The 21,724-nt window shown below is 30.7% G+C and carries 23 protein-coding genes and 1 pseudogene; 16 read left to right on the forward strand and 8 right to left on the reverse strand.

What is annotated here, in order from left to right:
* Positions 1 to 164: 164 nt before the first annotated feature.
* A complete protein-coding gene (locus HMPREF3131_RS08295; RefSeq protein WP_002448079.1) occupies positions 165 to 776 on the reverse strand; it encodes a YktB family protein in 612 nt (203 codons plus the stop codon).
* A 354-nt stretch (positions 777 to 1,130) separates the two neighbouring features.
* Here HMPREF3131_RS08295 and HMPREF3131_RS08300 point away from each other — a divergent pair.
* A pseudogene (locus HMPREF3131_RS08300) lies at positions 1,131 to 1,385 on the forward strand (GNAT family N-acetyltransferase); the annotation flags it as partial.
* 239 nt (positions 1,386 to 1,624) lie between these two features.
* Positions 1,625 to 2,440 (forward strand): inositol monophosphatase family protein, encoded by an 816-nt coding sequence (locus HMPREF3131_RS08305; RefSeq protein ID WP_002448077.1) that lies wholly within the window; start codon positions 1,625 to 1,627, stop codon positions 2,438 to 2,440.
* Between the two features lie 68 nt (positions 2,441 to 2,508).
* Here the strand turns inward: HMPREF3131_RS08305 and HMPREF3131_RS08310 are convergent, their stop codons facing one another.
* Positions 2,509 to 2,700 (reverse strand): DUF5325 family protein, encoded by a 192-nt coding sequence (locus HMPREF3131_RS08310; protein ID WP_002448174.1) that lies wholly within the window; start codon positions 2,698 to 2,700, stop codon positions 2,509 to 2,511.
* A gap of 98 nt (positions 2,701 to 2,798) precedes the next feature.
* On the opposite strand from HMPREF3131_RS08310, the gene typA reads away from it, so the two are divergent.
* Positions 2,799 to 4,643: a translational GTPase TypA gene (typA, locus tag HMPREF3131_RS08315; RefSeq protein ID WP_017175739.1), complete on the forward strand. Its 1,845-nt coding sequence runs from the start codon at positions 2,799 to 2,801 to the stop codon at positions 4,641 to 4,643.
* A 61-nt stretch (positions 4,644 to 4,704) separates the two neighbouring features.
* Here the strand turns inward: typA and HMPREF3131_RS08320 are convergent, their stop codons facing one another.
* Together HMPREF3131_RS08320 and HMPREF3131_RS08325 are read right to left on the reverse strand one after the other, a co-directional pair.
* Positions 4,705 to 4,899 carry a DUF2197 domain-containing protein gene (locus tag HMPREF3131_RS08320; RefSeq protein ID WP_002449988.1) on the reverse strand — a complete coding sequence of 65 codons (195 nt, stop codon included), beginning with the start codon at positions 4,897 to 4,899 and terminating at the stop codon, positions 4,705 to 4,707.
* Between the two features lies 1 nt (position 4,900).
* Positions 4,901 to 5,386: a hypothetical protein gene (locus HMPREF3131_RS08325; protein ID WP_017175738.1), complete on the reverse strand. Its 486-nt coding sequence runs from the start codon at positions 5,384 to 5,386 to the stop codon at positions 4,901 to 4,903.
* A 138-nt stretch (positions 5,387 to 5,524) separates the two neighbouring features.
* Here HMPREF3131_RS08325 and HMPREF3131_RS08330 point away from each other — a divergent pair, with 138 nt between their 5' ends.
* From HMPREF3131_RS08330 to HMPREF3131_RS08340, 3 genes are all read left to right on the forward strand, one after another.
* Positions 5,525 to 5,800 (forward strand): Fpa/YlaN family protein, encoded by a 276-nt coding sequence (locus HMPREF3131_RS08330; RefSeq protein WP_017175737.1) that lies wholly within the window; start codon positions 5,525 to 5,527, stop codon positions 5,798 to 5,800.
* A 244-nt stretch (positions 5,801 to 6,044) separates the two neighbouring features.
* Complete coding sequence (ftsW, locus tag HMPREF3131_RS08335) at positions 6,045 to 7,277, forward strand: cell division peptidoglycan polymerase FtsW (RefSeq protein WP_017175736.1); 1,233 nt, start codon at positions 6,045 to 6,047, stop codon at positions 7,275 to 7,277.
* 335 nt (positions 7,278 to 7,612) lie between these two features.
* Positions 7,613 to 11,062, forward strand: coding sequence for a pyruvate carboxylase (locus HMPREF3131_RS08340; RefSeq protein ID WP_070436619.1), 3,450 nt, complete (start codon positions 7,613 to 7,615; stop codon positions 11,060 to 11,062).
* A gap of 123 nt (positions 11,063 to 11,185) precedes the next feature.
* Here the strand turns inward: HMPREF3131_RS08340 and HMPREF3131_RS08345 are convergent, their stop codons facing one another.
* Entirely contained in the window at positions 11,186 to 12,106 is a 921-nt protein-coding gene (locus HMPREF3131_RS08345; protein WP_017175734.1) for a COX15/CtaA family protein, read from the reverse strand.
* 238 nt (positions 12,107 to 12,344) lie between these two features.
* Here HMPREF3131_RS08345 and cyoE point away from each other — a divergent pair, with 238 nt between their 5' ends.
* The 4 genes from cyoE to HMPREF3131_RS08365 all read left to right on the forward strand — a co-directional run bounded on the left by cyoE (position 12,345) and on the right by HMPREF3131_RS08365 (position 15,507).
* On the forward strand, positions 12,345 to 13,256 hold the full coding sequence (gene cyoE, locus HMPREF3131_RS08350) for a heme o synthase (RefSeq protein ID WP_017175733.1): 912 nt from the start codon (positions 12,345 to 12,347) through the stop codon (positions 13,254 to 13,256).
* A 29-nt stretch (positions 13,257 to 13,285) separates the two neighbouring features.
* The gene (locus tag HMPREF3131_RS08355) at positions 13,286 to 13,747 is read left to right on the forward strand and encodes a DUF420 domain-containing protein (protein WP_017175732.1); all 462 of its coding nucleotides are present in this window, start codon (positions 13,286 to 13,288) and stop codon (positions 13,745 to 13,747) included.
* A gap of 245 nt (positions 13,748 to 13,992) precedes the next feature.
* Positions 13,993 to 15,054 (forward strand): CAP-associated domain-containing protein, encoded by a 1,062-nt coding sequence (locus tag HMPREF3131_RS08360; protein ID WP_049382518.1) that lies wholly within the window; start codon positions 13,993 to 13,995, stop codon positions 15,052 to 15,054.
* Positions 15,055 to 15,072: 18 nt separating this feature from the next.
* Positions 15,073 to 15,507 carry a YlbF/YmcA family competence regulator gene (locus HMPREF3131_RS08365; RefSeq protein ID WP_049382517.1) on the forward strand — a complete coding sequence of 145 codons (435 nt, stop codon included), beginning with the start codon at positions 15,073 to 15,075 and terminating at the stop codon, positions 15,505 to 15,507.
* A gap of 167 nt (positions 15,508 to 15,674) precedes the next feature.
* Here the strand turns inward: HMPREF3131_RS08365 and HMPREF3131_RS08370 are convergent, their stop codons facing one another.
* A complete protein-coding gene (locus HMPREF3131_RS08370; RefSeq protein WP_017175729.1) occupies positions 15,675 to 16,610 on the reverse strand; it encodes a glycerophosphodiester phosphodiesterase family protein in 936 nt (311 codons plus the stop codon).
* Between the two features lie 144 nt (positions 16,611 to 16,754).
* Between HMPREF3131_RS08370 and HMPREF3131_RS08375 the strand changes: the two genes are divergently transcribed.
* The gene (locus HMPREF3131_RS08375; RefSeq protein WP_017175728.1) at positions 16,755 to 17,006 is read left to right on the forward strand and encodes a DUF2129 domain-containing protein; all 252 of its coding nucleotides are present in this window, start codon (positions 16,755 to 16,757) and stop codon (positions 17,004 to 17,006) included.
* A gap of 17 nt (positions 17,007 to 17,023) precedes the next feature.
* On the opposite strand, the gene HMPREF3131_RS08380 is transcribed toward HMPREF3131_RS08375, so the two are convergent.
* A complete protein-coding gene (locus HMPREF3131_RS08380; RefSeq protein ID WP_019835748.1) occupies positions 17,024 to 17,413 on the reverse strand; it encodes a DUF7147 family protein in 390 nt (129 codons plus the stop codon).
* Between the two features lie 70 nt (positions 17,414 to 17,483).
* Here HMPREF3131_RS08380 and rsmD point away from each other — a divergent pair, with 70 nt between their 5' ends.
* Positions 17,484 to 18,035, forward strand: coding sequence for a 16S rRNA (guanine(966)-N(2))-methyltransferase RsmD (gene rsmD / locus HMPREF3131_RS08385; RefSeq protein WP_002450015.1), 552 nt, complete (start codon positions 17,484 to 17,486; stop codon positions 18,033 to 18,035).
* Entirely contained in the window at positions 18,028 to 18,513 is a 486-nt protein-coding gene (coaD, locus tag HMPREF3131_RS08390; protein ID WP_017175726.1) for a pantetheine-phosphate adenylyltransferase, read from the forward strand. The genes rsmD and coaD overlap by 8 nt, the downstream gene beginning before the upstream one ends.
* A gap of 46 nt (positions 18,514 to 18,559) precedes the next feature.
* On the opposite strand, the gene HMPREF3131_RS08395 is transcribed toward coaD, so the two are convergent.
* Positions 18,560 to 19,699: a nucleotidyltransferase gene (locus tag HMPREF3131_RS08395; RefSeq protein ID WP_019835747.1), complete on the reverse strand. Its 1,140-nt coding sequence runs from the start codon at positions 19,697 to 19,699 to the stop codon at positions 18,560 to 18,562.
* A 126-nt stretch (positions 19,700 to 19,825) separates the two neighbouring features.
* Between HMPREF3131_RS08395 and HMPREF3131_RS08400 the strand changes: the two genes are divergently transcribed.
* From HMPREF3131_RS08400 to HMPREF3131_RS08410, 3 genes are all read left to right on the forward strand, one after another.
* Positions 19,826 to 20,380: a YceD family protein gene (locus tag HMPREF3131_RS08400; RefSeq protein WP_017175724.1), complete on the forward strand. Its 555-nt coding sequence runs from the start codon at positions 19,826 to 19,828 to the stop codon at positions 20,378 to 20,380.
* Between the two features lie 84 nt (positions 20,381 to 20,464).
* Positions 20,465 to 20,638 carry a 50S ribosomal protein L32 gene (gene rpmF / locus HMPREF3131_RS08405; RefSeq protein WP_001830121.1) on the forward strand — a complete coding sequence of 58 codons (174 nt, stop codon included), beginning with the start codon at positions 20,465 to 20,467 and terminating at the stop codon, positions 20,636 to 20,638.
* A gap of 115 nt (positions 20,639 to 20,753) precedes the next feature.
* Complete coding sequence (locus tag HMPREF3131_RS08410) at positions 20,754 to 21,494, forward strand: TrmH family RNA methyltransferase (RefSeq protein WP_070436620.1); 741 nt, start codon at positions 20,754 to 20,756, stop codon at positions 21,492 to 21,494.
* Positions 21,495 to 21,724: the final 230 nt, after the last annotated feature.

Here is a 21,724-nt window from a genome sequence, read left to right on the forward strand (position 1 = left end):
ATCTTTTTAATTATATTAACCTAAATATATTTTTAGGTCAACCTAAAAATGTTGTAAAAAAGAATATTACTGAATTTAGATGGATCTTCAAGACAGTGAGTGATTACCAATAAAATAAAAAACACCTGAGACTTCTAGTAAAGTCCCAGGCCGAAGAATAGTATTTATTCATATAATTTTAAGAATTCATCAAATGTTTCTTTAATAAAAGCTAAAAATGTTTCATCTGATTTTAATCGTTCATCACTAGGGGCTAAAGTACGTGCTATAAAAAATTCTCCTTTTTTCACATTTTTAACACGATCAATAGCTTGATGTAAATCAGTATCACTTAAATCTTTGATATATTGTTTATCTTTTTTCATGTGATTTAAACTAATTTGATAATCATTTGGAAGTTGTTTTAATGCATTAAAATGTTTGTCAAAAACTTTAACACGTTCTTCTTTATTTTTTCCTTCATGCATTATTCCATACATGATAAATAATTGATCCCTAAAAAGGCCAATTTGGAAGTGGGGTAACATTTTATAACCACGTTTATTAGGTGCAAAAGCGACCCAGGTATCTATAGGAGGATTAACACTTCTACGCGCATGTTTAGCAACATGTGCATAAAATGTTTCTCCAGTTTGAGAAGTGAAATACTCACTAAAATAATCGCCTAACTGATGTAATTGAGGTCTAATATATTTATTTAAAGCTTCCATTCGTTCATCTAAACCCTCAACGTCAAATGCTTTAAAATCTTTAGGTGTAAATGTGTATTGTGTCATTGATCTTCCTCCTATTTTAATAGTATGTTGAGTTTATTGTAGCATATATTTCAAAGTGATAATGATAGAATAGTAATATACAATATAGATAGTTAATTTAAACTAATAAGGTAGAGTCAGTACCTAGATGTTAGTCATTTAATTTTTAGGATTTTACCCCTCGTGGTTAGGAGAGTGTCATGAGATTAATAAAAGTAAAAGAAAAAAGACTATAATACAATACTAAAAATTTGGGAGAAATCTGTAGTAAAAACACATGATTTTTTTAAAGAAGAAGATAGAATGCAATTAAAAAATGACCTTCTAACTTATTTAAAATATGTAGATGCATATCTATGATTTTATGATAAAGAAGTTATTGGTTTTTCGGGAATTAATGATGAAAATTTGGAAATGTTGTTTATAGATCCTAAACATTTTAATAAAGGTTACGGTACAATCATACTTCAGTCACTGATTCAAGAAGATAAAATCCAATATGTAGATGTTAATAAAGATAACCAACATGCATTGAAATTTTATATTAAAAATGGTTTTAAAGCATATAGTGAATCTCAAAAAGACAATCAAGGTAGAGATTACCCGATTTTACATTTAAAATTAGCTTAATGATCTTTTATTTATTTATCTTCCATAATTATAAGATGAATGTACATATTTATTCATATATTTTAAATGTTTTCAGTCTTTTATATCATGGATTTGATAGGTTGCTTTTATTGGCGACCTATTTTTATGCTTATAAACTATTCATAAGAGTTTAATATATAGTGATGAAGGTATAAAATGATGTATAACAATTATAAAATTGATTTGATGTATAATAGTAAGCAACAGGAGATGATAGTATGTCGCTATATGATTTTGCTAAAGGCTTAGTTTTAGAAGCAGGAAATAAAGTTAGAATAATGATGAAGGAAGAATTAAATATTGAAACAAAATCAAATCCGAATGACTTAGTTACAAATGTTGATAAAGCTACTGAAAATTATATATATGATGCGATTACCCATAGTTATCCAGAACATCGTGTTATTGGGGAAGAAGGACATGGTCATGATTTAACTCATGTTGAAGGGGTCGTATGGGTAGTGGATCCAATTGATGGCACATTAAACTTTGTACATCAAAAAGAAAATTTTGCTATCTCAATTGGTATCTATCGAAATGGTAAACCATACGCTGGCTTTGTATATGATGTAATGAAAGATGTTTTATATCATGCCAAGGTAGGTGAGGGTGCATTTGAAAATAAACATCCATTATCTACGATTGAATCTACCACCCTAAAGAAAAGCTTAATTGGTATCAACCCAAATTGGGTAACCAAACCTAAAATGGGTCCTATATTTCAAGATATAGTAAATGATGCAAGAAGCTGTAGAGCATATGGTAGTGCAGCTTTAGAAATTATAAGTGTAGCTAAAGGACAATTGGCTGCTTATATCACACCTAGATTACAGCCTTGGGACTTTGCTGGTGGTCTTATTGTATTAAATGAAGTTGGAGGCGTAGCTAGTAACTTATTAGGTGAACCATTAAATATTTCAAGTGCGAATTCAGTATTAGTAGGAAATTCAAATATTCATAAAGAAATATTAGAAATTTATCTAGCACCTAATACGGCTACTTTAATAGATTTACATCAACGCTTTAAAAAATAAAAAATCTTATTTCAATAAAAAAAGCTTGAGGCAAAAATATCTCAAGCTTTATATATCTTAATGGTTGATTATAGCCAATTGTTTTCACGATACTTTTTCTTAAGCGTAAATCCGGCGCCAAACGTTGCAATGAAAAGAATAAATGTTAAAATCATCATTGGAATACTTCCGGCACCCACGCTGAAACTAAAGAGCACTAAAAATATAACTGCTACAATAGAAAGTATCCAGAATATACCTTTAGATTTTGGTTTTTCCATCCCCATCCCCACCTTTTAGTTATCTTTTGTTAATATTATGATATAATAAAAAAGTTGCAATTAAAAGTGGGAATTTACTCAAGAAAGGATATTATAAAATGACTAATAGAAGAGAAGATGTTCGTAATATTGCAATTATTGCTCACGTCGACCATGGTAAAACAACACTAGTTGACGAATTGCTTAAACAATCTGGAATCTTCAGAGAAAATGAGCATGTTGATGAAAGAGCAATGGACTCTAATGACTTAGAAAGAGAACGTGGTATTACAATTCTTGCTAAAAATACTGCGATAAATTATAAAGGTACAAGAATTAACATCTTAGATACACCAGGGCATGCTGACTTTGGTGGTGAAGTTGAACGTATCATGAAAATGGTAGATGGTGTTGTACTTGTTGTAGATGCCTACGAAGGTACGATGCCACAAACACGTTTCGTACTAAAAAAAGCATTAGAACAAAATTTAAAACCTGTTGTAGTAGTTAATAAAATTGATAAACCTTCTGCTAGACCAGAAGCGGTAGTAGATGAAGTATTAGATTTATTTATTGAACTTGAAGCAAATGATGAACAACTTGATTTCCCAGTTGTTTATGCATCAGCTGTAAATGGAACAGCGAGTCTTGATCCTGAAAAACAAGATGAAAACATGCAGTCTTTATATGAAACAATTCTTGATTACGTGCCTGCTCCAATTGATAACAGTGATGAACCACTACAATTCCAAGTAGCATTATTAGACTATAATGATTACGTTGGTCGTATTGGTATTGGTCGTGTATTTAGAGGTAAAATGCGTGTCGGCGATAATGTATCGCTTATTAAATTAGATGGTACAGTGAAAAACTTCCGTGTAACAAAAATCTTTGGTTTCTTTGGTTTAAAACGTGAAGAAATTGAAGAAGCACAAGCGGGAGATTTAATTGCTGTATCAGGAATGGAAGATATCAACGTAGGTGAAACAGTTACACCACATGATCATCAAGAAGCGTTACCAGTATTGCGTATTGATGAACCTACACTTGAAATGACATTCAAAGTAAATAATTCACCATTTGCTGGTCGTGAAGGTGATTTTGTAACTGCTCGTCAAATCCAAGAACGGTTAGATCAACAACTTGAAACAGATGTATCTTTAAAAGTTACACCAACAGATTCTCCAGATACGTGGATTGTAGCTGGCCGTGGAGAGTTGCACTTATCTATTTTAATTGAGAATATGAGACGTGAAGGGTTTGAACTTCAAGTTTCTAAACCTCAAGTTATTTTACGTGAAATTGATGGTGTATTAAGTGAACCATTTGAACGTGTTCAATGTGAAGTTCCATCTGAAAATGCTGGAGCAGTGATTGAATCACTTGGTGCGCGTAAAGGTGAAATGTTAGACATGTTAACAACTGATAATGGATTAACACGTTTAATCTTTATGGTACCTGCACGTGGTATGATTGGATATACAACTGAATTTATGTCTATGACACGTGGTTATGGCATTATTAATCATACATTTGAAGAATTTAGACCTCGTGTTAAAGCACAAATTGGTGGCCGTCGTAATGGTGCATTAATTTCAATGGATCAAGGACAAGCAACAGCCTATGCCATCATTGGTCTAGAGGACCGAGGTGTAAACTTCATGGAACCAGGTACTGAAGTTTATGAAGGTATGATTGTAGGAGAACATAACCGTGAAAACGACTTAACAGTTAATATTACTAAAGCTAAACATCAAACTAACGTACGTTCAGCAACAAAAGATCAAACTCAAACAATGAATCGTCCAAGAATTTTAACGTTAGAAGAAGCATTAGAATATATTAATGATGATGAATTGGTTGAAGTAACGCCTCAAAGTATCCGTTTAAGAAAGAAAATTTTAAATAAAGCTGCACGTGAAAAAGAAGCGAAACGTGTAAAACAAATGATGCAAGATCAATAAAACTAATAAAAAGACGCAACATCAAATTTGATGTTGCGTCTTTTTATTATTGAAAAGTATACTATAAGTTTTCATTTGGAAAATGGAGATTAAATTTACGATTTTCATTTGGTCGTTGTCTAGGTGTGTCTAATCGACTTTTACAGTCACTACACATGAATGTTTTAATTGGATTATTACGTAGACGTTTAGCTTCAACTGTACGTTCATCAATTAAGACCTTAGTATCACAAATAATACATTGTACTTCTCGCAACTTAAATCACCTCAATACGAGTTACATATTTAAAGTGATATGAATAGGCGTTCTCCTCGGGATTATAAACAAAGCTATCTACTGAATTATCATCGTACAATCGCTTACCATCTTTAGCAAATTGGAAAAATAGATAAGGTAATAATTCTAATGGAATTTCAATTGAAGATGTATCATTTGAAAGTTTAATTGTAGTTGCACTTTCTAAAGGCTCTGCATTTTTAAAAAATGGTGTCATATTTATTGCAAATGAATCTTCTAATACAGCACGTTTACGATACTTAATTTCAGAGTTTAATGTAGGAGGATTGGTTTGTCCTTCTAAAATAGCCCTATTCCATTCGCGGTTATCTTCAAATTTAATAGGTTTAGTTCCTTCAAAAATACCGTTTTCAATATCTTCTATTTTTACTTTTCTATCATCAAAAATCCATGTTGTACTATCTAAAGTAATAGGAAATTTGACGTCTCCTTTAATTTGAATCATCTTGCCCACTCCCTAGTTTCAATCTAACCATTATTTTATCATATTTAAAATGAAGGGTTTATTGAATAAACTTGCTTTTTAAAAGGTAGTAGGATAAACTTCTGATATGAAGATATTTAATGATAGGGGGAGAATGTGATGCCGAAGCAAATGAACATAAATAGTGCAGCTTATGAGCAATTAAATCAAGATGCTGACCGAATCTTGCATTTAATTAAGGTTCAAATGGATAATTTAACTATGCCATCTTGCCCACTATATGAAGAGGTTCTCGACACACAAATGTTTGGTTTACAAAAAGAAGTAGACTTTGCTGTGAAACTTGGTTTAGTTGATAAAGAAGACGGTAAAAATTTAATGCTTCGTTTAGAAAAAGAATTATCTAAATTGCATGAAGCATTCACAAACGTATAACTCTAAGTCTAATGCTTTGAATATGAAAGTGTTATAATGAGCAAGAATTAATAGATGTAATAATTTATGATAGTGACTGAAATGTTATGTAAATAATATTTTCAGTCCTTTTATTTTATTTTTTACGTTTATGTTTGTTAATTAATAATTACAAAGTATATAATAGTTTAGACAGAATTTAATTTGATAAATCGTTTTAATGAGCATATATAGTTTAAATTTTTAGAATTGGATGATCTTTTTTATGAATAATTTAAAAAATATATTTCGATACATAGGTAGAACCTCTAAGTTTATCGATTATCCATTATTAATTTCATATGTTATTTTGTGTTTTATAGGTTTAGTGATGGTTTATAGTGCCAGTATGGTGGCAGCTACTAAAGGAACGTTAACAGGTGGCGTTGAGGTTTCAGGTACATATTTTTATAACAGACAATTAATTTATGTTATCATGAGTTTCATTATTGTTTTTTTTATTTCATTTATGATGAATATAAAAGTCTTTAAACAATCAAAAGTTCAACAGTGGATTATGATTATCATCTTTGTCCTTTTATTTTTAACATTATTGGTAGGTAAAAATATTAATGGTTCAAAAAGTTGGCTTGACTTAGGATTTATGAATTTACAAGCTTCAGAGTTGCTAAAAATTGCTTTAATTCTTTATATTTCTTATGTATTAAGTAAAAAATTACCGCAGTTAAGAGGTAATTTAAGAATTATCAAAGGGCCAATTATTTTAATTATCCTTTGTTTAGGTTTAGTACTTTTACAAGGAGATATTGGACAAACATTATTAACATTAATTATTATATTAGCAATGTTTTTATTCGTAGGTATAGGTGCTAAGAAAATAGTAAAAGGACCTATTTTATATATTATTCTTGGATTTATTCTTATTGCTGGGTTCTTTATTTTCACTGGAATGATGCCAGAATATTTAAAGGCACGTTTTAGTACAATTTACGATCCTTTTAGTTCTTCTTCTGGAACTGGGTATCATTTATCCAATTCATTAATGGCAATCGGAAATGGAGGATTATTTGGTCGAGGATTAGGTAATGGAATCATGAAACTTGGCTATCTTCCAGAAGCGCATACAGATTTTATTTTCGCAGTAATTTGTGAAGAATTAGGACTGATTGGTGCCTTATTAGTAATAGGATTATTATTTTTTATTGTATTCCGTGCATTTATATTAGCCACTAAAACATCTTCATATTTTTATAAATTAATATGTGTTGGTGTAGCGAGTTATATTGGTAGTCAAACGTTCGTAAATTTAGGAGGTATATCAGCTACGATTCCTCTTACAGGGGTTCCTCTTCCATTTATAAGTTTTGGTGGTTCATCAATGATCAGCTTAAGTATTGCTATGGGATTATTATTGTTAGTAGCAAGACAAATTAAAGTTGAAGAAAAAAGAGCAATAAAAAATAAAAAAACAAAAGTGGATATTCCTAGACAATATTAAAATCATTTAATGATAGATGTAAATATGTAACTAACATTATTAAGAGTGGAAGCAAGAATTAAAAAATTTGCTTCCACTCTTTTTACATTTATGTGACAAGTTAAAGGATTACTAGTCTACAGTAGCGTCTTCAAACTATAAATGATAATATAAAGTTATTAAGTATAATAATTATTAATGATTACATTTTAAAATAGTGATTAAGCTAACCTATTTACTATATTTTCATTTTATAAATTGTATGTAAAAAAGTATTAGCTTTCTCATGTATTTTAAGATAAAATTTTATTATCTAATTAGTTAGAATATTCAAAATATAAAGGGGTGTTTCTTCTTTGAATCATATAAAAAAATTATTAGTAGCCAATCGTGGTGAAATTGCAATTAGAATTTTTAGAGCAGCAACAGAATTAAATGTTCAAACAGTAGCAATTTATTCAAACGAAGACAAAAATTCATTACATAGATATAAAGCCGATGAATCATATTTAGTGGGAAAAGATTTAGGACCAGCCGAAAGTTATTTAAATATTGAACGTATTATTGAAATAGCAAAACGTGCGAATGTAGATGCAATACATCCTGGTTATGGCTTTTTAAGTGAAAATGAAGAATTTGCAAGACGTTGTAATGAAGAGGGCATAACATTTATTGGTCCTCACCTAGACCATTTAGATATGTTTGGTGATAAAGTAAAAGCAAGAACAACTGCAATTAAAGCAAATTTACCAGTTATACCAGGAACAGATGGACCAATTGAAAATTTTGATGCAGCAAAGGCATTTGCTAAAGAAGCAGGATTCCCACTGATGATTAAAGCCACAAGTGGTGGTGGTGGAAAAGGTATGCGTATTGTTCGCGAAGAAAGTGAATTAGAAGATGCGTTTCATCGTGCGAAATCTGAAGCACAAAAATCATTTGGTAATAGTGAAGTATATATCGAAAGATACATCGATAATCCCAAACATATTGAAGTTCAAGTTATTGGAGATGAATATGGTAATATTGTTCATCTATATGAGCGTGATTGTTCTGTACAACGTCGTCATCAAAAGGTAGTTGAGGTAGCACCATCTGTAGGCTTACCTGATGAATTAAGAGAACGTATTTGTCAGTCTGCATTACAATTAATGAAAAATATCAAATATGTTAACGCTGGAACAGTGGAATTTTTAGTATCTGGCGATGAATTCTTTTTCATTGAAGTCAATCCACGTGTTCAGGTAGAGCATACGATTACAGAAATGATTACAGGAATTGATATCGTTAAAACTCAAATTTTAGTAGCAGATGGAGCAAGTCTATTTGACAAACGTATCGCTTTACCTCCTCAAGAAGAAATCCAAACACTTGGTTATGCTATTCAATGTCGTATCACTACCGAAGATCCTACAAATGATTTTATGCCAGATTCTGGTACGATTATTGCTTATCGTTCAAGTGGTGGTTTTGGTGTACGTTTAGATGCAGGAGATGGTTTCCAAGGCGCTGAAATTTCGCCTTACTATGACTCACTATTAGTGAAATTATCTACTCATGCCATTACTTTTAAACAAGCTGAAGAAAAAATGGAACGCTCTTTACGAGAAATGCGTATTCGTGGTGTAAAAACAAATATTCCGTTTTTAGTTAACGTTATGCGTAATGAAAAATTCCGAAGTGGAGATTATACAACAAAATTTATTGAAGAAACACCGGAATTATTCGATATTGCACCTACATTAGACCGTGGTACTAAAACATTAGAATACATTGGGAATGTAACCATTAATGGTTTTCCGAATGTCGAAAAACGTACGAAGCCAGACTATGAGTCAACTTCGATTCCGCAAGTTTCAAAAAAGAAAATTCAACATCTATATGGTACAAAACAATTACTAGATGAAAAAGGCCCTAGTGGAGTTGCAGATTGGGTTAAAGCACAAGATGATGTTTTAATTACTGATACGACATTCCGTGATGCGCATCAATCTTTACTTGCTACGCGTGTACGTACAAAAGATATGTTAAATATAGCTTCTAAAACTGCTGAAGTATTTAAAGATAGTTTTTCTTTAGAAATGTGGGGAGGCGCTACTTTTGATGTGGCATACAACTTCTTAAAAGAAAATCCTTGGGAGCGTTTAGAAAAACTTAGAAAAGCGATTCCAAATGTATTATTCCAAATGTTATTAAGAGCTTCAAATGCTGTGGGTTATAAGAATTATCCTGATAATGTAATTCAAAAATTTGTAGATGAAAGTGCTAAAGCAGGTGTAGATGTTTTCCGTATTTTCGACTCATTAAACTGGGTAGATCAAATGAAAGTGGCAAATGAAGCGGTACAAAAAGCAGGTAAAATTTCAGAGGGTACTATTTGTTACACAGGGGATATTTTAAACTCAGAACGTTCAAATGTGTTCACTTTAGATTACTATGTTAAATTAGCTAAGGAATTAGAACGTGAAGGTTTCCATATTTTAGCAATTAAAGATATGGCTGGCTTATTAAAACCTAGAGCAGCATATGAACTGGTTGGAGAATTAAAAGCTGCAGTTAATTTACCAATACATTTACATACACATGATACAAGTGGAAATGGTTTATTAACCTACAAACAAGCCATCGATGCTGGTGTAGATATTATCGATACAGCTATTGCATCGATGAGTGGCTTAACAAGTCAACCAAGTGTGAACTCCTTATATTATGCATTAGATGGGTTTAAACGAAATATGCGTACAGATATTCAAGGTTTAGAAGAACTAAGTCACTATTGGAGTACTGTTCGCCCATACTACGTTGACTTTGAAAGTGATATTAAGTCACCTAATACAGAAATTTATCAACATGAAATGCCAGGTGGTCAATACTCTAATTTAAGTCAACAAGCTAAAAGTTTAGGTCTTGGTGAACGTTTTAATGAAGTCAAAGATATGTATCGTCGTGTTAATTTCTTGTTTGGAGATATTGTTAAAGTGACACCATCTTCAAAAGTGGTAGGAGATATGGCGTTATATATGGTACAAAATGATTTAGATGAACAATCTATTATTGAACAAGGTTATAAATTAGATTTTCCTGAATCAGTAGTGTCATACTTTAAAGGTGAGATTGGTCAACCAGTAAATGGCTTTAATAAACAATTGCAGGATATTATTTTAAAAGGTCAACAACCGCTAACTGAACGTCCAGGAGAATATTTAAAACCAGTAGATTTTGATGAAATACGAGAACAATTACAAGATAAAAATTATGGTGAAGTGACTGAGCAAGATATTATAAGTTATGTACTTTATCCAAAAGTATTTGATCAATTTATTCAAACTAGACAACAATATGGTAACTTATCATTACTTGATACACCGACATTCTTCTTTGGTATGCGTAACGGTGAGACTGTAGAAATTGAAATTGAAAACGGAAAACGTTTAATTATTAAACTTGAAACAATTAGTGAAGCAGATGAAAAGGGTAATCGAACAATTTATTACGTGATGAATGGTCAAGCTCGTCGTATTACGATTAAAGATGAAAACATAAAAACAAATGCGAATGTAAAACCTAAAGCAGATAAAACAAATCCAAATCATATAGGAGCTCAAATGCCAGGAAGTGTGACTGAAGTTAAAGTTTCAGTAGGTGATGAGGTTAAAGTAAATCAACCACTATTAATCACTGAAGCCATGAAAATGGAAACAACAATTCAAGCTCCATTTAATGGAGTGATTAAAAAAGTTACTGTTGGAAATGGTGATGCTATTGCAACGGGAGATTTATTAATCGAAATTGAAAAATCTGAGTAGGTATTAAAAAGTTTAAAAGCATAAGATAGAAAGTTAAATGACATTCTATCTTATGCTTTTTTGCATAAAAAACACGTTAGAGATTCCATGTTTTACAATAACTCTAACATGTCTTTTAAAACTTTATTTGATTTTTGATTTTTCACTTCTAATTGAACGAAGCATGAGTAAAATAAAGTAAGCGATTAAGCCAAAAAGTATAGTAATACAAAGTGCGTGTAGCAATGCAATAATTAAATTAACATGTGTGATTACAGACAATGCACCCGTAATCACTTGTAAAATAATTAAAATAAATGCAGCAGTATAGCCATATCTAATTGTACGGTTTTCAGAATAATTTTTGATGGCATGAATAAATGTAATCATAATCCAACAAAAAGTGATAAATGCCATACCGCGATGTGCAAATTGTACCCAATCTTGCTCAGTATGGGGTACTAAATTATTAAACGGCAATGGCCAGCTTCCATATGCTAAACTTGCTTTAGCGTGGCGAACCAAAGCACCAGTGTAAATAGTGACATAAACAACGCCCGTCATAATCCAAGTAAGATTGCGCAATGGTTTTTTTATAAATAATTCATCAGCCTCATATTTTTTATCCACTTCAAAAATAATAAGCATTAATACGAACACAGAAGAAAAACTAATTAATGAAATTCCAAAATGTAAGGCTAAAACGTAAGAATTTTGTTGCCAAATAACAGCTGCTGCGCCAATTAAGGCTTGAATTAATAGGAAAGCGACACTAATAATTGCTAAAGGTTTAACCTCTTTTATGTATCCTATATTTTTCCAAGCTGTGATGGCCAACCATAACACAACAATTAATGATAAACCTGATACAGCTCGGTGACTCAATTCAATGATTGTAGCAATTGGCAAATTCTGAGGTAATAAAGCGCCGTGACATAAAGGCCATGAAGCACCACAGCCATCTTCAGAGCCCGTCTTAGTTACTAAGGCGCCCCCAAGTTGTACCAATGCCATAATAATTGTTGCTACGATTGATAACCATTTAAGGTTTCGTTTGTTAAACAAGTTTAAACACCCCATCATTAATTTAAAATATTTTGTAATATGATATCCATTTATGCTCTGATTTTAATATAAAAGATATAATTATAAATATTACAACTATTATACTACAATAATTAAAGACAAAAAATTAGTGAGACAGGAAGTCGTTAAAGTGTCACAATTTAAATAGATATAACCTAGCCTTTTATAAGTAATTATTATATCATAGTACTATATGAAAATTTTAAGGAGGGGAACCATGAGTAAAGAACACACTTTATCACAGCCGTCAAGTAGAGTGTCTTTTAAAGAACTACAACAAATTATTAAAATGGGCTTGGTACAGGGTAACCTAATTCCTGCTTTTGCAGGCGCTTGGTTAGCTATTGTAATGACAAATCATTCCTTCCTATCGTCAATACCTCAAATCCTATTAATGTTGATAGGTTCGACATTAATTATGGGTGGTGCTTGTGCATTAAATAATTATTATGATCAAGATATCGATAAAATTATGCCAAGTAAACAAAGTAGACCAACAGTAAACGATAGAATTTCAGATAAACATTTATTAATGTTAAGTTTTGGTATGATGTTAGTAGGAGAAGCATGTTTATTCTTATTAAATGTGCCATCAGGTGTTTTAGGACTTTTTGGTATAGTAGGATATGTATCATATTATTCAATCTGGTCTAAAAGACATACGACTTGGAACACAGTAGTAGGAAGTTTTCCAGGTGCTGTGCCACCTTTAATTGGATGGACAGCTATTGATGGACAAATAAGTCTTGTAGCTTTTGCTTTATTTTTAGTTGTCTTTTGTTGGCAGCCTATTCATTTCTATGCTTTAGCTATTAAACGTAGTGATGAATATTCATTAGCAAATATTCCTATGTTACCTTCAGTAAAAGGCTTTAAACGTACAAGAGTAAGTATGTTTATTTGGTTAGTATTTTTATTACCATTACCGTTCTTATTATCTAGTTTAGGCACTACGTTTGTTGTATTAGCAACTTTATTAAATCTTGGATGGATTTTTATAGGTTTAACAACATTTAAGAAAAATACTGATCAAACTAAGTGGGCAACAAAAATGTTTATCTATTCACTAAATTATTTAGTAGTATTCTTTGCATTAGTTGTTGTCATCTCTTTAATAAAAATGATTTAAAATATCTAAGTTAAATAAGGATGGAACATATGAGTTTACCAATTCTACCAACTATTAGTACAAGCTGTATCGTAATTAGTGCTATTTTAGTAGCAATAGGATGGTGGCAAATTGCTCATCGTCATGTTAATACTCACAAAAAAGTTATGTTATGGGCAGCATTTTTCGCATTAACGTTTTTTATAATTTACGCAACTCGAACGATATTTATAGGTAATACAGATTTTGGTGGTCCAGATTCTGTTAGAACATATTATAAGATATTCTTAATCTTCCACATTAATCTTGCTACGATTGGTGGCGTATTAGGATTAGTTCAAATTATTACTGCATTTAAAGATAAATTTAAATGGCATAGAAGAATCGGACCTGTCGCTTCAATTATATGGTTCTTTACTGGTATTACAGGTGTGGCAGTATACTTATTACTATATGTAATTTATCCAGGTGGAGAAACTACATCGGTGATTAAAGCCACACTAGGTTTATAACAATATTGAATATTTTAAAGAATAGCCTGGGACATAATGAGTGTCTCAGGTATTTTTAATATTTTGGCAGTCGATGATCAAATTGTTTAGTATAAATTATGTTTTAATATTAATTGTTTATTTTATTTGTAAATAGGTATAATGTAGTTTAATTAATAAATTTGGAGTTTAGAAAAAAAGAATGGCTTGATTGTTAAAATAGTTATTTTGTACAATATATATAATTCTAAAGAGGTGGGGGAGCAATGACTAAGTTAGTAATCAAAGTTTTAGGAGTCGTATTTTTAATTACATTTTTAATTTATTTATTTTACTCACCAAGATTAAAATTTGATGTTCTTGAAAATCCTAATAACAACAATAAAATAAGTCATTCAAATCAAGTATCACATTCCGTGAAAAAACAGACTGAAAATCCTGCTCCCAAAAATGGGATAGGTACTTGGATAGGTAAAGATATTAATTATCTTACAAATAAATATGGACAAGCAAATCGTACATATCCTGTTAAAGGCGGATATACTGATTATATATTTAAGAGAAAACAACAATATTATATTGTTACTACAAAACATGATGAAATTAAATCTGTTTATGCTACTGGAGAAAAAGCTCAAACCGGATCATTAAAAATCAATGAAAATGCTTCACATATATTTGAAAAAACTAGTATTAATCCTGACCCCTCTTTTAAAGTGAATGGAAAACAATATAATTTTGAGTTATCAGATGAAGATATTAAAACTCAAACTCTAATTAAATATGGTAATATTTATGCTCAAGTTTATGTGGATCAACAATCAAATCGAATTATGGGTATTCGATATCTAGATAAAGAACTATTAGCATTTATAAAACCTTATCAATTAACAGATGAAGAAGATATTTCAGATGATAAATTTAATAATGACAGAAATAATAAAGATTCATTACCATATGAACAAAGCCCAAATCAATTGATAACTCTCTATGAAATTACTAATCAAATGAGAGATTTAAAACATATTCCACCATTGAAAGTAAATTCAGACATTTCACATATTGCTTCAGCAAATTTATATGAAGCAACTGGTACAGAAGATGTTGAATTTACAGAAGAAGCCCTTAAGAGCCAACTTGGTAACGAAAACATTGACTTTATAGCTACAAGTCAAAATGTGGGCTATGATTTTGATGACGTGCCTACATTAATTCATAGTTGGATGAATTCGGATATACACCGTTCAAGAATGTTAAATAAAAAGTATAATGAAATGGGTGGAGAAGTAATGAGAAATTATTATTCACTTATTTTTGTACAAAAATAGGTTGTGAGGTGACCGATAATGTATACAGAGGAAACATTATCAATTTTAGATGAAATTGAAGATTTATCAGACATGATTGTACAATCAAAAGTGTATTTTAATTATAGAGAAGCTCAAAAAACACTTAAACAAGATGATGAAGCACATTTACTGTATCAAGCTTTTTTAAAATCAAAAGAACGTTATGATGAAGTGATGCGCTTTGGTAGATATCACCCAGATTATCAAAATGTAATGTTAGATACACGTCGACGTAAGCGAGCTTATGAAATGTTGCCTAATGTAATGGATTACAAATCTAAGGAAGTACAATTACAAAATTTAATAGATGAAGTGTTGACTACAATCGCATTATCTGTGTCAGAAAATGTAAAGATTGAAGTGGGTAATCCATTTTTTAAAACGGATTCTAAAGGCTGCGCCTCAGGAGGTACATGTAATTGTCGTTTATAATTAAAAATAAAATCTAGTAAATCAGAGGTTGAGTTGCAAAATGAGATGTCAGCATATTTTTACTTTAATTATTGAAGATTAATATATTAAAAGAATCTGAGACAACTATGATGTATGTCCCAGATTCTTTTATGTATATATTTTAATTTTATATAGAATGAGTGTATTTAATTTGAGGTATGTTGTTTTAGTAGTGATTTAAATTGTTTACCTAAATCAGGACGGTCAGTAACAATGGTGTGGACACCTTTTTGATACAAATCATACATTAAGTCAACACTATTGATGCCATAATAACCTGGCACAATATTTAATAAGTTAAGCCATTGAATAAAATGAGTTGATGATAATGGGATACCTTTGAATTTTATAGGCATTTGAAATGTGTCAGCTTGAGGATGATAATGATAACCTAGTCCTAAAATAAACTTAATCACACCTTCAGTCACTTCATGTTGACTTGCACCAGTAGCTATTTCTCCATTGCTTATTGCTCTAAAACGTTCATTTTGTTTTTTATGGAAACTTGTTACAAGTACACGTTTCTCAGCATGATGATGCTTTATAATATCATACATTTTTTTAGGCGCAATAGCTCCTTCATAACTACTTGGAGTATCTTTTAAATCTACATTGATATATTTGCTAGGATACATTTCTAAAAGTTCATCGAAAGTTAAAATTTTAGCTTGTTGATGACCTCTATAAATATGGCGACCATTGATATCAGTAAAATGAAATCCTGCATCTAATTTTTTTAATTCTTTTAATGTGTAATCACATACTTTTCCTGAACCATTAGTAGTACGGTCGACTGTAGCATCGTGAAAAACAATCAATTCTTCATCTTTAGTTAGTCTCACATCTGTTTCAAAGCCATCTAAACCATAATCAACAGCATTATCGAAAGCTAATTGTGTTTGTTCTGGTCGAACTGACATTCCACCTCTATGTGCAAAAATATAAGGTGCTGGTCCATTAAAAAAGTAAGGTATGTCTTTAAGCATTTTAGGCTTTTGATTTCTTTTTAAAAGTAATAAACTGCTTAGTATACCCATACTAGTGATACCCAAATTAAAAAAATTCTTCTTAATGTGTTTCAAGGTATAACCTCCTAAAGTTCATTTAAAATTAATAATTAAAGAAATATTTTTCGAAAGTTAAGTGTTGAGATATTGAATGTATTTTATAAAATTATTAGTCATGGTATAGTAATTATGCATAATAAATGGAGTGAGTGAAATAATATGGAATTGATTCCAAGAGTTAGCTTAATTATTTACTTAAAGCATATTAAACATGAAAGACAGATACGTAAATATGGACATATCGTTTATACTAATAAACCTCGAAAGTATGTAGTAATGTATGTTAATGAACATGAAGTAGACGATATTCTCCAGAAATTAATGAAATTAAAATATGTTTTACATATTGATGGATCCCCTTATAAAAACTTGAAAAAAACATATGATAAAGAAAAGCATGAAAAGCTTTAAGATGTATTTAAACATTGTTATTGCATCGGTGGGATCCAATTTTGTAAACGAAGTACGCTAATTAAATATTTAAAATATAAATCATTCGTATGAAATGCATTTGGCGGTTGAACATCAATGCCGACAATAGGAATATCATACGATTGAGCTTGTTCATTAATCATCTCAAATTTTTTATTACTATTTGGGTAAGGATATTTTAAAGCGTTTAACATCATATATATGGCTTGAAATTGTTTACCGGTCGTAGGATTCATAATAATTGCGACTGATGATAATTGTTTGTCTGACTGTGGTGTATGGAAATAGACAACCTTGTCTATTCTTGCATGATTATATTCAATAAGAGTAAGAAATTCGAATAAATCTGTAAGTCCTTCTCCTAAAATAATAAATGATTGTTTCATAAATATTTAATTCTCCTTTTTCAAAATAAATTATAGTAAATAAATGAATGAAATGGAAGTGTAAGTCAAAATGAGAGTCATTGCTGGAAAACATAAAAGTAAACCACTAGAGAGTTTAGAAGGACGTAATACACGTCCAACAATGGATAAAGTTAAAGAAGGTATTTTTAACAGTTTACATGAAGTATACGGCTTAGGTTTAGACTTATTTGCTGGTAGTGGTGCTTTAGGAATTGAAGCACTTTCTAGAGGTATGGATAAAGTTATATTTGTAGACCAAAACTTTAAAGCAGTTAAAGTGATCCAAGCTAACTTGAAACAATTAAATTTAGAGGAACAATCTGAAGTATATAAAAATAATGCAGATAGAGCGTTAAAGGCTATCAATAAAAGAGACATTCAATTTGATTTCATTTTTTTAGACCCTCCTTATAATAAAGGGCTAATAGATAAGGCTCTAGATCAAATTTCTAAGTTTAATTTATTAAAAGAACATGGTATTATCATTTGTGAGTTTAGTAATCAAGAAAAAATCAATACATATGATTTTGAAGTAATTAAGCAATATCATTACGGTTTAACAGATACTTTGTTATTAAAAAAAGGAGAACACAATGACTAAGACAAAAGCAGTCATTCCAGGTAGTTTTGATCCTATTACTTATGGGCATTTAGATATTATAGAAAGAAGTTCTGATCGATTTGATGAACTTCATGTATGTATATTAAAAAATAGTAGTAAAGCAGGTACATTTTCTATTGAAGAACGTATGGAATTAATACGTGAATCTGTAAAACATTTGCCAAATGTGAAAGTACATAATTTTAATGGATTACTTGTCGATTTTTGTGATAAAATAGGCGCTAAAACAATTATTCGTGGCTTAAGAGCAGTGAGTGATTTTGAATATGAATTACGTTTAACTTCAATGAATAAAAAATTAAATAGTAATGTAGAAACAATGTATATGATGACAAGTACAAACTATTCATTTATCAGTTCAAGTGTTGTGAAAGAAGTGGCTCAATATAAGGCAGATATTTCAGATTTCGTACCTAGGCATGTTGAAAGAGCATTAAAAGAAAAATTTGAAGATTAAAAAATTAGCGTATAGAACAGAAATGAAATGTTCCATACGCTTTAATTCAATTATTTAATCTAATTACAGGGGTATTAAAATCATTTTTCTGTTGACCTGATAATAAGTTATAAATATCGGTAGATTTAATTTCATTTTTAAAAAAATGAGCAGATGTTTTATTAATATTAGTGATGAATTGACGCTCTGGAAATTTGGTTTTTAATTGTTTGAGATAACTTTGTCCGCGACGATTCATTCCTAAAATTCTTACAGCTGAAATGGATTGAATAGAATCTTCTTTTTTTACATTTAAAAGAATTTGCATAAGTATGCGTTGTAAATGAGTATAGGTAAAGCGTTTTGTCTTCAGTAAAGACATAAAGGATTCAAAAGAAGTGGCTTGATTGATATATTTTTTTAATCGATGTTCTAGTCCTTCAGATATAGTGTATATATGAGCCATTTCATGAATTGAATGACTTAAGATATGATATTTAATCAAGCTAAATGTATCCTCTTTAGTTAAATGAGGTGTTGTATACAGTGATTGAATTGAAGAGGGAACAACTGTAGTCCACTGAGTTTCTTGAGTGATTAACGACTGCCTAATTGCAGAACCACTTGCAAAGGATGATGTTTCAATTGTCGCATCATGATGATGAGCATGCACACGTTGGATAGCAAGTCCTTTCATGTGAGGTGCAAATTGTTGTATAGCTTTTAAGTAAGTGATTGCTAAAATATTATTAGGCATTTTCAGTAAAGTATTATCGCTAATTAAATCATTTATAATTTTTGCATAATTACTACCTTCTTTTACTTTTTGATTAAAAGTTGAACTATGTTCTAAATTGATTATTTCATTTGCAACGTTTTTAAGGCGAGTTATATCAGGTGTTTCACTTCCAAAAGCAATAGTATTAACATCTAGATAACGAGCAACTTGAACAGCTATTTGTGCAAAATAATCACTTGAAGAAAGACTAGCGATAAGGGGTAACTCAACAACTAAATCGACATTGGAAAGTGCCATTTGTGTACGTAGGAATTTGTTATAAATAGCAGGTTCACCTCTCATAACGAAATTACCACTCATGATTGCAATAGAGATCTCTGCATCGGACTGTACTTTAGCTTGTTGCGCATGATAAGCATGACCGTTATGAAATGGATTATACTCTGTAATCAATCCAACACTTTTCATTTGCAATTCGTCCTTTCAGTATTCATTATTAGTATTGTAACAGATAATAAGATGTTAAGAAAAAATCTTGACAACTTATAATAGTAAAGTTAAAATAAATTTTGTGTTTGTTAGAGGTGAAGCCATATGAAATGGTCAATAACGCAATTGAGAAAATATCAAGGTAAACCTTTTGAATTCAATGAAAAGGCGAACTTTGACGATTTAATAGAACCTTTAGGTCTGATTGATTTATCAGAGATGAATATCGAAGGTGAATTAACCATAAAATCAAATGAAGTGATAGCAGATATGCATGTTACTGGTACGTATACTATGCCTTGTGCTCGTACATTAGTGCCTGTAGATGTGCCACTTGATGTCAGAACTTCCGAAATATTTGATTTAGAAGGTTATAATAGTTATACCGATGAAGAAGTAGATGAAGATGAACATTATCATCTTGCTACAGATGGTATGATTAATATCCGAGATATTGCTAAAGAATTGGTTATTATTGAGAAGCCAATGCGTGCATTTTCTGAGAATAGTGATCAAATGCTTACAGAAGGTAACGGTTGGGAAGTTATTGATGAAGAACAAGCGCTTGAGCTTGAGCACTCTAAAGATAACGACGATTCCCAAACACGCCAAGTTGATCCTAGGCTTCAAAAATTACAACAGTTATATGATAAAGAGTAATAGCAGGTTAATTTAATTTATAGTATAATAATTAAATGACCGAATACTTGAGATTATGTGTTTTAATATTAAGGAGGATATATCATGGCAGTACCAAAAAGAAGAACGTCTAAAACTAGAAAAAATAAACGTCGTACTCATTTCAAAATTTCAGTACCTGGTATGACTGAATGCCCAAACTGTGGCGAGTACAAATTATCTCACCGCGTATGTAAAAACTGTGGTTCTTACAATGGTGAAGAAGTCGTTTCTAAATAATTTATATCTATTTAAAAAAGGTGGAATACGAATTCATTATGAATTCTATCCCACTCTTTTTTTATATTATCTCAATTTATACCATTGCTATCAAAAATAATTTGGAGAGACTATTATGGAACAAATTACTTCAACACAAAATAATAAAATTAAATTAGCAAATAAACTTAAAAAGAAAAAAGAACGCGATAAAACAGGATTAGCTCTCATCGAAGGCATACATTTAATTGATGAAGCATTTAAAAGTAATATGATGATTAAACAATTATTTGTAATTGAGCCAGAAAGAACAGATTCTAGACTTTTAGAGTATGCAAAAGAAGCTTACGAAATTAATATGAAAGTGGCTGAATCATTATCAGGGACTATTACACCGCAAGGTTTTTTTGCAGTCATTGAAAAACCTAAACATGATATCTCAAAAGCGAAACAAGTGTTATTACTTGATCGTATACAAGATCCTGGTAACTTAGGCACGTTAATTCGTACAGCAGATGCTGCGGGTATAGATATGATTGTAATGGAAAAAGGTACAGCAGACGCATACCAAGATAAAGTAATGAGAGCCAGTCAAGGAAGTGTATTTCATATTCCTATTGTCACAACAGAATTAAATAAATTTATTGAACAATTTGATGGCCCAGTATATGGTACAGCCTTAGAAAATGCTGTGTCCTATAAAAACATCGAATCGCAAGACACATTTGCCTTATTACTTGGTAATGAAGGAGAAGGTGTTAATAAAGAATTATTAGCACATACCTCGCAGAATCTTATTATACCTATATACGGCAAAGCGGAAAGTTTAAACGTGGCGATTGTTGGAAGTATTTTGCTTTATCATTTGAAAGGTTGACCTTTTGATTTAAAATCGACTATACTTAATTGTATACAAAATTAAAATAATATGTTTATTAAAGATAAATATAAACCGATAAAAAGACGTAAACTAAATGATTAATTGCACAGGGAAAGTAAGCGTGACTGAAACTTACTTCAATTTACATTAGTTTTTTTCACCTTTTTGGTTACTTAAAGAAATTTAAGTCGGAGTGCATCTTCGTTAACAATGCTAACAAGTGTATG

Source organism: Staphylococcus sp. HMSC14C01 (genome assembly GCF_001808085.1).
Taxonomy (GTDB): domain Bacteria; phylum Bacillota; class Bacilli; order Staphylococcales; family Staphylococcaceae; genus Staphylococcus; species Staphylococcus hominis.

What these genes read in the sequence shown, in the direction of transcription:
- ftsW (WP_017175736.1), top strand. Translation starts at nt 6,045, where the DNA reads ATGAATAATTTAAAAAATATATTTCGATACATAGGTAGAACCTCTAAG.
- HMPREF3131_RS08325 (WP_017175738.1), bottom strand. Translation starts at nt 5,386, where the DNA reads ATGATTCAAATTAAAGGAGACGTCAAATTTCCTATTACTTTAGATAGT.
- typA (WP_017175739.1), top strand. Translation starts at nt 2,799, where the DNA reads ATGACTAATAGAAGAGAAGATGTTCGTAATATTGCAATTATTGCTCAC.
- rpmF (WP_001830121.1), top strand. Translation starts at nt 20,465, where the DNA reads ATGGCAGTACCAAAAAGAAGAACGTCTAAAACTAGAAAAAATAAACGT.
- HMPREF3131_RS08395 (WP_019835747.1), bottom strand. Translation starts at nt 19,699, where the DNA reads ATGAAAAGTGTTGGATTGATTACAGAGTATAATCCATTTCATAACGGT.
- HMPREF3131_RS08355 (WP_017175732.1), top strand. Translation starts at nt 13,286, where the DNA reads ATGAGTTTACCAATTCTACCAACTATTAGTACAAGCTGTATCGTAATT.
- HMPREF3131_RS08330 (WP_017175737.1), top strand. Translation starts at nt 5,525, where the DNA reads ATGCCGAAGCAAATGAACATAAATAGTGCAGCTTATGAGCAATTAAAT.
- HMPREF3131_RS08410 (WP_070436620.1), top strand. Translation starts at nt 20,754, where the DNA reads ATGGAACAAATTACTTCAACACAAAATAATAAAATTAAATTAGCAAAT.
- rsmD (WP_002450015.1), top strand. Translation starts at nt 17,484, where the DNA reads ATGAGAGTCATTGCTGGAAAACATAAAAGTAAACCACTAGAGAGTTTA.
- HMPREF3131_RS08295 (WP_002448079.1), bottom strand. Translation starts at nt 776, where the DNA reads ATGACACAATACACATTTACACCTAAAGATTTTAAAGCATTTGACGTT.
- cyoE (WP_017175733.1), top strand. Translation starts at nt 12,345, where the DNA reads ATGAGTAAAGAACACACTTTATCACAGCCGTCAAGTAGAGTGTCTTTT.
- HMPREF3131_RS08305 (WP_002448077.1), top strand. Translation starts at nt 1,625, where the DNA reads ATGTCGCTATATGATTTTGCTAAAGGCTTAGTTTTAGAAGCAGGAAAT.
- HMPREF3131_RS08365 (WP_049382517.1), top strand. Translation starts at nt 15,073, where the DNA reads ATGTATACAGAGGAAACATTATCAATTTTAGATGAAATTGAAGATTTA.
- HMPREF3131_RS08400 (WP_017175724.1), top strand. Translation starts at nt 19,826, where the DNA reads ATGAAATGGTCAATAACGCAATTGAGAAAATATCAAGGTAAACCTTTT.
- HMPREF3131_RS08310 (WP_002448174.1), bottom strand. Translation starts at nt 2,700, where the DNA reads ATGGAAAAACCAAAATCTAAAGGTATATTCTGGATACTTTCTATTGTA.
- HMPREF3131_RS08380 (WP_019835748.1), bottom strand. Translation starts at nt 17,413, where the DNA reads ATGAAACAATCATTTATTATTTTAGGAGAAGGACTTACAGATTTATTC.
- coaD (WP_017175726.1), top strand. Translation starts at nt 18,028, where the DNA reads ATGACTAAGACAAAAGCAGTCATTCCAGGTAGTTTTGATCCTATTACT.
- HMPREF3131_RS08360 (WP_049382518.1), top strand. Translation starts at nt 13,993, where the DNA reads ATGACTAAGTTAGTAATCAAAGTTTTAGGAGTCGTATTTTTAATTACA.
- HMPREF3131_RS08375 (WP_017175728.1), top strand. Translation starts at nt 16,755, where the DNA reads ATGGAATTGATTCCAAGAGTTAGCTTAATTATTTACTTAAAGCATATT.